The following is an 8,690-nucleotide window of genomic DNA, read 5'->3' on the forward strand; positions in this document are numbered from 1 at the left end:
CTAGCCTTCACTCATTCGGGTCTCAACCCGGTTTGCAGCTTCAAAAATGGCGTACAGACTGACTTGCCGAAAGTCCACCTTCTTTATAAGTTCGGAGAGGTACTCCATGGATGCAACATCCAACCCCCGCCTGGAAGCCGCAAGGTAAGCCACCGCCTCTGCTTCGGTCTCGTGCACTTCGTAAGGCAAAGAGGAGCGGTCAGGCCATCGACCCTTTGGGTCTGGGCCACAGTGGCCACAAAAGATGTGACCCAATTCGTGAGCCAAAGTAGCAAAACGAGTGGGTATGGTGTGGTTTTGGTTGAGCTGCACCAACCACTCGGTTTGGGCAACGTCGGGCACCAGTGACGGTTTCGCTTGGAGGTTTCGTGCGTTTCCGGCGAGCAGCGCTCCAAAGTTACGCTCCTCAATGCGGATGGCGTTTTTTTCGCGGTGGTGTTTGAGCAGGTGCCCCCACTCCACCTCATGCATCTCACCACGGGCAACAAACGGATTGGCATCCTCCCCGGGCAAGGGAAATCCGTCTGTGTCTGCTACTTCATAGAGAAAGGAGACCGGCCCGAAAGGGCGAAGTACCACTATGGGTATCGCACCTGGTCGAACGTGGCGCTGGATTGAGTTCCACTTTTTCTCGGTCGCGACCGCTGCAGCGCCTGGCCTCTGAACGCGAACCAGCATCGCGTTGTAGACCGACAGATTGCTCATGCGACGTGCAAACTCGATGTAGGAAGTGAATGCAGTGTTGCCCTCGTGTTTGACAGCATCCTGAAACAAGCCATCAATAGCAGCAGCACATTCGGCAAACGACTGAAGCCTTCGTCGACTAGAGGATGAGATTTCAGCGAAAAGGTCTGCTTGCTTCCCCTTCACCGCCCAGCTCCAAACAGGTCAGCATTGGCCTTAAAGATGGCCGGCCATTGGTCTTGTTCTTTGGGGAAACGCACGACGATAAGTCCCAGGTTTTCCAGCTTGCGGTTGGCCTCTGTGTCCTTGACCTTTTGACTATCGGTGTCGTGATGGGGGCCGTCGATGAATACAGCCAGACTGTAGTCGTCGTAGAAAAAGTCTGCGTTCACGCCTACGGCGGTCAAGGTGTGCTGAGCACGGTCGGGCTTGAGATAGCCGTGTTCTTCCACATGGGCGAGCCAAGCCTTCTCCAGAGAACTGGCTGACATGCGCTCCAGCTCCGCGCTGTGCTGCTCAGGTGCGCGGCCTTGCGAACCACGGACTGAGGTGGATTTGGTCAATCGGCAAAGGATGTCGAGCAGCTGGCCGCCTGCCTTCTTGTCTTGCCGGTCGATAAGGGGATGGTCTGGCTGGTTGTAGTAAGAGAGCAGGCATCGGTAGCAGCCAGCCTCGCACAGCGTCTGGCCATGCTCATCCTGCTCCTGGGTGAGCTCTGACTTCTTCCAGGTCGTGCTTTCAACGGGCTTGTGGAAGTGCATGATGCTCAGTGCTTCTGCCGCAACCGTGCGCAGGGCCTGGGGCTCGGTGGCAATGCGGGTGAGCACACCTGCGCCACCTTCAGCAGCCTCAAAGAACAGGATGGACTGGCGGTTGCTACGGCCGGGCAATGGTTCTGCCACGAGTTCGCTTTCTTCCAGCTGGTACACCGCCTCAATACCACGCTTCAAGGCGTATTGCAGCGTGGTCATGGTCGTCTCTTCCAGCACCCCCAAACGGTGGTGCGGCATCACGACCAGGATGTTGCGGCGGTCTTCCACGAATGGAACGATGCGCTGTGGGGGTGTCTTGTCTGGCGGCGCTTCTTCACCTTCGCCCTCTCCCGCTTCGTTTTCACCGCCGACCCAATGACCTGTGACGGGGTTAATCATGAAGCCCAGCACTTTCTTGTCTTTGCGTCGCTTCCAGCCGTAGTTCATACGCCAAATGGTGGCGGTCGGACCGTACTGGAGTTCCAACAAGGGGCCCTGCTCATCAGAGACGATGGACGTGACCATCTGCAACTTGCCGTCGGCCTGAGCGAACTGCAGGGTGGTCTGCATCTCGTAGCCTTGACGCGTGCGCTCCTCTTCGTTGGCGGTGATGCGCTCTGCCCGTTTGGTGGAGACGTTTTCAATGCGATACAGGTTTTTGACCTCCTCGGCGCCATCCAGAGAGGCACCACAGGATACACAGCGGTCTGCATCGCGCTGGGTGCGGAAGTGGCCGTAGCCACACATGGGGCACAGGCGCGCAACTTCGGTGGGCAGTTTGGCACCGTCGGCCACCTGGTCTTGGCCACCGATGGTGAGCAGGGCTTTGGTCACCCGGTACTGACTGCCTTCGTGATAGATGAGGCTGTACGGGCCAAATTCGCTCAAGGCCAGGAATCGAGGGCGCGACAGGAAGCTTTCCCGCCCGATGTTTCCTCGGCGGGCTGGGATGTACGCCATCAGCGGCAGTCGCGGGAAGTTGTAGCCAGGCAGGAAGCCCTGGCTGGCCAAGTAGCGGTAGGTGTAGAAATCGCTGTTGAAGGCGCTGTCGCCAGCTAACAGCAGGTCTCGCTGCTTGCGCGCCTCGTTGTGGCGTTGCTGGGCCTCTCGGCGTTCGCGTTCGCTGGCGGCGGGGTTGTTTTCTTTCTTGTAATTGAGCTCGATGGCCTGGGCCGTGGCCTGGTAGAGGTCGCGCCAGCGGTTCAAAGCGCTGTCAAATTCTTTGAACGCCCTTTGGAACACAGATTCTGGCCAAGTTGGCGTGAACCAGGGAGCCCGCTCGGGCGTGAGCTCGTCTTTGAGCATGCCCAGCACTGCCAGGCCACGCTCATGCGCTTTGCGTTGGGCGGCTGGCTTGGAGAGCTCGTCAGCCAAGTCGGTGATGAGCGGTAAGTCCTGCGGCTTCTCCATATCGAGCAGGTCACGAATGCTGTTGCCCAGCTTTTTGCCCGTCTCGGCCAACCAAATGGCCTGCAGGTGGCTTTGCACCAGTTCGCGGTTGGCCAGGTCCAGCGTTGGTGCATTGACCTGACCGTGCACCATGCGCACCGGGTCGCGGAAGTAGTACTGGTCGTGTGGGGACTGACTGGCGCAGTACGTGATGACCAATGCCGGTTGCCCCGCCCGGCCTGCCCGGCCACTGCGCTGGGCGTAATTGGCTGGCGTGGGCGGCACGTTGCGCATGTACACGGTGTTAAGCGAGGAGATGTCGACGCCCAGCTCCATGGTGGGGGAGCAGAACAGCACGGGGAGCCATTCCAAGTCGTGGCTGTGCTTGTCACGCCATTCGTCCCGGTCTTTGTCGGTGAAACGGAAACGGGCTTCACGCTCCATGCGGTCGTCTTGCTCGACCTGTGCTGTGTGTTCGCGGGCCTCGAAATCGAACAGACGGTGTGCCGGTTCACTCAACAGTTTGGCAATGTTGCGGTACAGGTTGCGGAAAAACGCGTTTTCGTGGGCCTGACTGGTTGCGCTGCCATTGCCCACATGCCAGAGCATGGCGCTGCCGTTGAGCTGCCAGCCGGTCAACCCGAAGTCGGTTTCTTCCTTTCGGACGAGGCCATAGCTTTCTGCAGCCTTGAGCAATGCCGAGACGACATCGCCGTAGGTGGCATCCTTGATTTCTTTGTAGTACGGATTACCGCCACCCCAGGTGCTGCCTTTCTTGAGCTCTTTGCCGAGCCTTGAACGGCTGGAGCCGATGACCAGATACTCCTCCAGCTTTTGCCGCTTGATGCGCGCGTTGTTTTCGTCCTTAGGACGGCTGGTAACGAACCACTTAGCGGGCACGGGGCGCTCATCTTCCGTGAAGCCCCAGGGCTCGCACAGGTTGGCAAAGCTCACCGTGCGAAGCTGGTCCAGTTCCGTACGGTCCAGGTAGCGGGAGGCTACGCACAAGCCTTCACGCATAAAACCGAAAAGCAAGCGAAGCACATGCGCCCGTTCGGCAGGTTTTGCTGCGCGCAAAACCTGGGGCGCCTCACTCCACTCTTGCTCATCGGCAGCTAGGTCATCGATGTCTTGGTACTGGATGTGCATCAACCCCAGCTGTTCCAAGTTGGGGTTGTTGAAGCGCCACCCCCGACGCAGGTCGTAGAAGGCACGATACCCCAGGATGGACCGCATGGCGTCTTGCACTTGACGGCGGCTGTTGCCTTTGACGTCAGGCCGCTGCATGTACTCAGCGCGGACCGCATAGTCGTCGCGATGGAAGCCTAGAGCCTCAAACACCCCATTGGCGATGTCTTTTTCAGACAGTGCTTGTTGGGGGGCGCTCTCCAGAGCCGAGAACAAAGCTGCGCGGGTCAACAAGACTTGAAGGAAGTCGTTGAAGTGCCCAGCCTGTAATGCCGCGTCTTGGCGGTTGTCCGAGAAGCCCAGTACCTTTTTGGCTTCTGGGGAAAGCTCCTGGTCTTGCTCGTACAGGTAGCGCAGGGAAGCCAAGGTCAGCATGGTGGTCGCTGAACTCCGGCCCTCGCCAGACAGTGAGGTCAACCTCAGGGAGTCCTTGCCATTGCTGGTGTGGGTCACGCCGCAAGACAGACAAAAACGGAAGCCTCCAGGGATAAACCATGCGGACAAGCCGCCGTCGTGGGTCACAACGCCATCTGAGCGCACCTTGACGGCCTGGGGAACGAACTTCTTTTGAGCTGGCTTGACTCGCCATTCACCGTCAGCCCGCTCTTCAACCCATGTTTCTGGATAGCTTTCTGGGTCAGCTTCATCCCAGACACCAGATACATCAGGCATCAGGTAGCCGGCCTTGACGCCGTCGTCTTCGTGCTCGCGCTCTTCAATGCTGCGCACCGAGAAAGTCCGCCCCTCTACCGCGTCCTGGTCCCACACGGGGATGTACTCATGTCCACAATCCCGGCAAAAGTGGACGTTGTAGAGGTTCCGGCTTCTGTCGCCAGAGACGAATTGCTGACCATCCAGCGTGACCGCGCGTTGCCCAGGCGCCTCCAGGGTGGTGAAAACCTTGCCACCGCCAGAGATGAATTGGTGCAGCTTGAAAGCGAACAGCGACTTGCCTGAAGAGTCGGGAACGTTGTAGGCCCGCAGAAGGAAGCGCTGCAAATAGTCGCTGCAATCTGCTTTTTCCAGCCCAGAAGCGTCTGCCAGCAACTGGGCAGCATGGTCCAGGGTTTTGGGCTTGGCCCGACGAGGTTTACCGCTTTCGTACGTCAAACCCAGCGTCAGCTCCACCCAAATTGACACTGGGTGCTGCGCCATAGCGGGGAAATCAAGGTCTTGGGGAACGCCTGCTTGAATTACCGCCGCTAGGCGGGGTGTGACTGTTTCTAGTGTTTCAGTCTCCGGTGTGGTGCGCTTGAGGGTTTCGGTGATGATGTTGGTCACAGGAATCTTGGTGCCGAACAAGCGACTGGCTACCTCTGCGACTTTGGCATTGCGCTCCACCTCGGTACCGTCGGTGGCCATGGTGGCCGACGTTCCTATGCAGACCAACTTGTCAGCCAAAGCCTCACGAACCCGACGCACGAGCAGTGCCACATCAGCTCCCTGGCGGCCGCGGTAGGTGTGCAACTCGTCCAATACCAAAAATTTCAGCCCTTTTGCGTTGGCGATGACTTGCTGGTCAATTGCGTTTTGCCGGGTGAGCAGCAACTCCAGCATCATGAAGTTGGTCAGCAAGATGTCCGGAGGGTTAGCCTTCATGGCCTCCCGCTCTTCAGTGCTTTCCTGCCCCGTGAAGCGGCCAAATGTGACGGGGCGCGTTCCTGGGTCAGCGCCCAGAAATTTCTTGAGTTCCTCGAGCTGACTGTTTGCCAGGGCGTTCATCGGGTAGACCACGATGGCTCTGGTCCGGGGGGTCTTGTCCACTTGCCGGGCTTTGAGGCAATGGTCAATGATGGGGATGAAATACGAGAGAGACTTGCCTGAGCCAGTGCCTGTGGTCAGCACGTAGCTTTCGCCAGCAGAAGCGAGGCTGATGGCCTCCACTTGATGCTTGTACAGGGGCAATGAATGACCAGCTGAAGCTGCGCTCTTGCCGAAACGGAAAATCTGGGCGCATGTTTGGCTCAGTTGACCTGCCTCACACAAGGACTCTACAGAGCCGCCCGGTTGGAAGTTGGGGTTAACCTGAACCAGAGGTTCAGGCCAGTACTTTTGGGAAGCGTACTCACCATCTACGAAAGCACGGATGTCATTGGCCTTAATCCGGGTGAAGCTACGAGTGAACTCGGCGTACTCGTTGACAAGGTTTTGCCGAAAATCAAAGACGTTCAATCGTTTTCTCCCTTTATTTCGCCGTTCGCAGTGACATGCGGTGACTTGTACAGCACCTCTAAACTACTGCACTATAAATGCGCAATTTGGCTACGCTAAGTAGCACTATCAGGGGGTATTCTTCGAAACGACGGACAGCCGTCCTTGTTTGAGTTGCCGGTTCTCCTCGCGGAGGTGATACACCTCGTCGAGCAGGCACACTTCTCGTTCTAAGGCGCTGTCGAGACGTTGTTGCACCAATGCAAGCTGCTGTCGCAACTGCGGGGTGGGGTCAGTTGCCGCTTTGACTTGCTTCTGTTCCGCTGCGGCTTGCTCGATGGCTGCAATGAGCGCCGCGTAGCCCGGCCGGGACTTCTTGATGCTGCCCTTACCTGAGCCCGCCTCTTTGGCAACCGCATCGTTGTTGATGGGCTCTTTGCGGCTCTTCAGCCGTTCCAAGGCCTCGAAATACTTGTCGACTTGACTTTTGGCCGCCATTACAGGACCACCTTTTGAAGACGCTCGCGTGCCTTGAGTAGCACCTTGAGGTGACTGGCTTCAAGTCTATGCTCAACGCTGCCTGTTTCGTCGCTTGCCAGGGTGGCCACGGCCACTTCCTGATGCTTGATGACGTGCTCGAGTCGCTTGCCGTAAACCACTAAGTTCACGCAGTTGCTCTCCAGGCAATCGTAGGGGATTGGCTCCAGAGGGTCGGTTTTGCAGTCTTCTGTCGATACGCATCCGCCCAGAGGGGTCTCACGGTAGGCAAGCTTGTTCTCCTCGAAAAGGCGCAGGGTGTCCTGCCGGCTACGCGACTCCACCGTGTTGGCCATGCGTTGTGCGCCTCGCCCGAGCAGGTCCTCGTCTGAGAACAATACCCCGAAGGCGTAGGCAAAGTAGCTGCTCTCCGCCTTGGCGGCTTTCCAGTCATGAGAGAAGTGTGTCTTGTCGAACACCAGGTTCACGGCTTTTGAGAACCCATCGGCATAGTAGGAGGCCATCTCTTGGGTGATGTGCTGTAGCTGCGCCTTAAGCGCTGGCAAACTCACAATTCCAGAGCGGTGCGCATAGACGGCCAGGCTGCGACGCAGCTGGTGGAACGCCAAGGGCCACCGTGCCCCAACAACGATGTCGTCACGGGCCCAGCCACGAGCTAGCTCTAGCTGGTCAAGTTCTTCCATGTCTGAGGGCTCAATGAACGGGCAGAGTGAACCGCCCCGGGTATCGAGGAGGCCGGTTGGTTTAAGTTGACACCTTTGTCGAGGTGTCGCTGGCGGCGAGTTGCCTCCAGTAGTTTGCTTCAGCTTCTGCCGGAGGGATGCCCCCAATCGGCGTGAGCAGTCGGACGTGGTTGAACCAGTGCACCCATTGCAGGGTGGCCAGTTCCACGGATTCCCTGGTCTTCCAAGGTCCCCGGCGGTGAATCAACTCGGCCTTGTACAGACCGTTGATGGTCTCGGCCAGCGCGTTGTCATAGCTGTCGCCCCTGCTGCCCACCGAGGGCTGTATGCCCGCCTGGTCCAAGCGTTCGGTGTAGCGGATGCTGACGTACTGACTGCCCCTGTCGGAATGGTGCGTCAAGACATGGGCCGCTGGCTGGCGTTCGTACAGAGCCTGCTCCAGGGCATCGAGCACGAAGTCCGTCTGCATGCTGCGACTGACGCGCCAGCCCACGATGCGCCGAGCGTACACATCCACCACAAAGGCCACATACAACCAGCCTTGCCAGGTGGAGACATAGGTGAAGTCCGACACCCATAGCTCGTTGGGACGGCTGGCATGGAAGTGCCGGTTGACGTGGTCCAGCGGGCACGGGGCCGAGGTATCCGGCGTGGTGGTGCGCACCGCCCTGCCACGGCGTGCCCCTTGCAAGCCCATGGCACGCATCAGACGCTCGACCGTGCAGCGCGCCACCACGATGCCCTCGCGGTTCATCTGCAGCCAGACCTTATCGGCCCCGTAGACCTGCCAGTTGGCATGCCACACACGCTGGATGTCTGCCATAAGGACTTCATCACGCTGGACTCTCGCGCTGCGCAGGTGCGGGTTACGTTGCCGGGCTGCGTGGCGCCAGTAACACGACGGGGCCATCTGCAGCACCCGGCAGATGGGCTCGACCCCGTAGTCGTCACGGTGGCGGTCGATGTAGTTCTTCAAGACTTCAATCGGCGGTCGAGCTCCGCCTGCGCGAAAAACGCGCTGGCCGTCTTCAGGATGTCGTTGGCCCGGCGCAATTCTTTGACCTCACGCTCCAGTTCCTTGATGCGCAGGGCGTGTGCAGTGGTGGTGCCGGGGCGCTGGCCGCTGTCGACATCGGCCTTCTTGACCCAGTCGTTCAAGGTCTGTGGCACGCAGCCAATCTTGGCGGCAATCGATTCAATCGCTGCCCACAGCGACGGGTAGTCGGCTCGGTGCTCCTGCACCATGCGCACGGCGCGCTCGCGCACTTCCGGGGAGAACTTCGGTGACTTGTTCATAGCTCCATCTTCTCAAGTGTTGGAGCCTCCTCAAAACCCGGGGCGGTTC

5 protein-coding genes and 1 other annotated feature are annotated in these 8,690 nt (G+C 58.8%); all 5 genes read right to left on the reverse strand.

Going from position 1 to position 8,690, the window contains the following annotated elements; all coding sequences use genetic code 11:
- The 5 genes from BN2503_RS20045 to BN2503_RS11185 all read right to left on the reverse strand — a co-directional run bounded on the left by BN2503_RS20045 (position 1) and on the right by BN2503_RS11185 (position 8,641).
- Positions 1-870, reverse strand: coding sequence for an ImmA/IrrE family metallo-endopeptidase (locus BN2503_RS20045; RefSeq protein WP_139235453.1), 870 nt, complete (start codon positions 868-870; stop codon positions 1-3).
- Positions 867-6,185, reverse strand: coding sequence for a DEAD/DEAH box helicase (locus tag BN2503_RS11170; protein ID WP_054256742.1), 5,319 nt, complete (start codon positions 6,183-6,185; stop codon positions 867-869). Before BN2503_RS11170 ends, BN2503_RS20045 begins: the two co-directional genes overlap by 4 nt.
- Positions 6,186-6,293: 108 nt before the next feature.
- Positions 6,294-6,662: a chaperone modulator CbpM gene (locus BN2503_RS11175; RefSeq protein WP_054256743.1), complete on the reverse strand. Its 369-nt coding sequence runs from the start codon at positions 6,660-6,662 to the stop codon at positions 6,294-6,296.
- The gene (locus tag BN2503_RS11180; protein ID WP_054256744.1) at positions 6,662-7,345 is read right to left on the reverse strand and encodes a hypothetical protein; all 684 of its coding nucleotides are present in this window, start codon (positions 7,343-7,345) and stop codon (positions 6,662-6,664) included. The genes BN2503_RS11175 and BN2503_RS11180 overlap by 1 nt, the downstream gene beginning before the upstream one ends.
- Positions 7,346-7,406: 61 nt before the next feature.
- Positions 7,407-8,641 (reverse strand): IS3 family transposase gene (locus tag BN2503_RS11185; protein WP_148639748.1). Its coding sequence is split into 2 segments (ribosomal slippage): positions 7,407-8,353 and positions 8,353-8,641, totalling 1,236 coding nucleotides; the frame shifts between segments, so codons are not numbered across the junction.
- Positions 8,247-8,363 (reverse strand) — a sequence feature (AL1L pseudoknot). Its footprint overlaps the gene before it by 117 nt.
- Positions 8,642-8,690: the final 49 nt, after the last annotated feature.

This window comes from Paenacidovorax caeni (assembly GCF_001298675.1).
GTDB classification, from domain to species: domain Bacteria; phylum Pseudomonadota; class Gammaproteobacteria; order Burkholderiales; family Burkholderiaceae_C; genus Paenacidovorax; species Paenacidovorax caeni.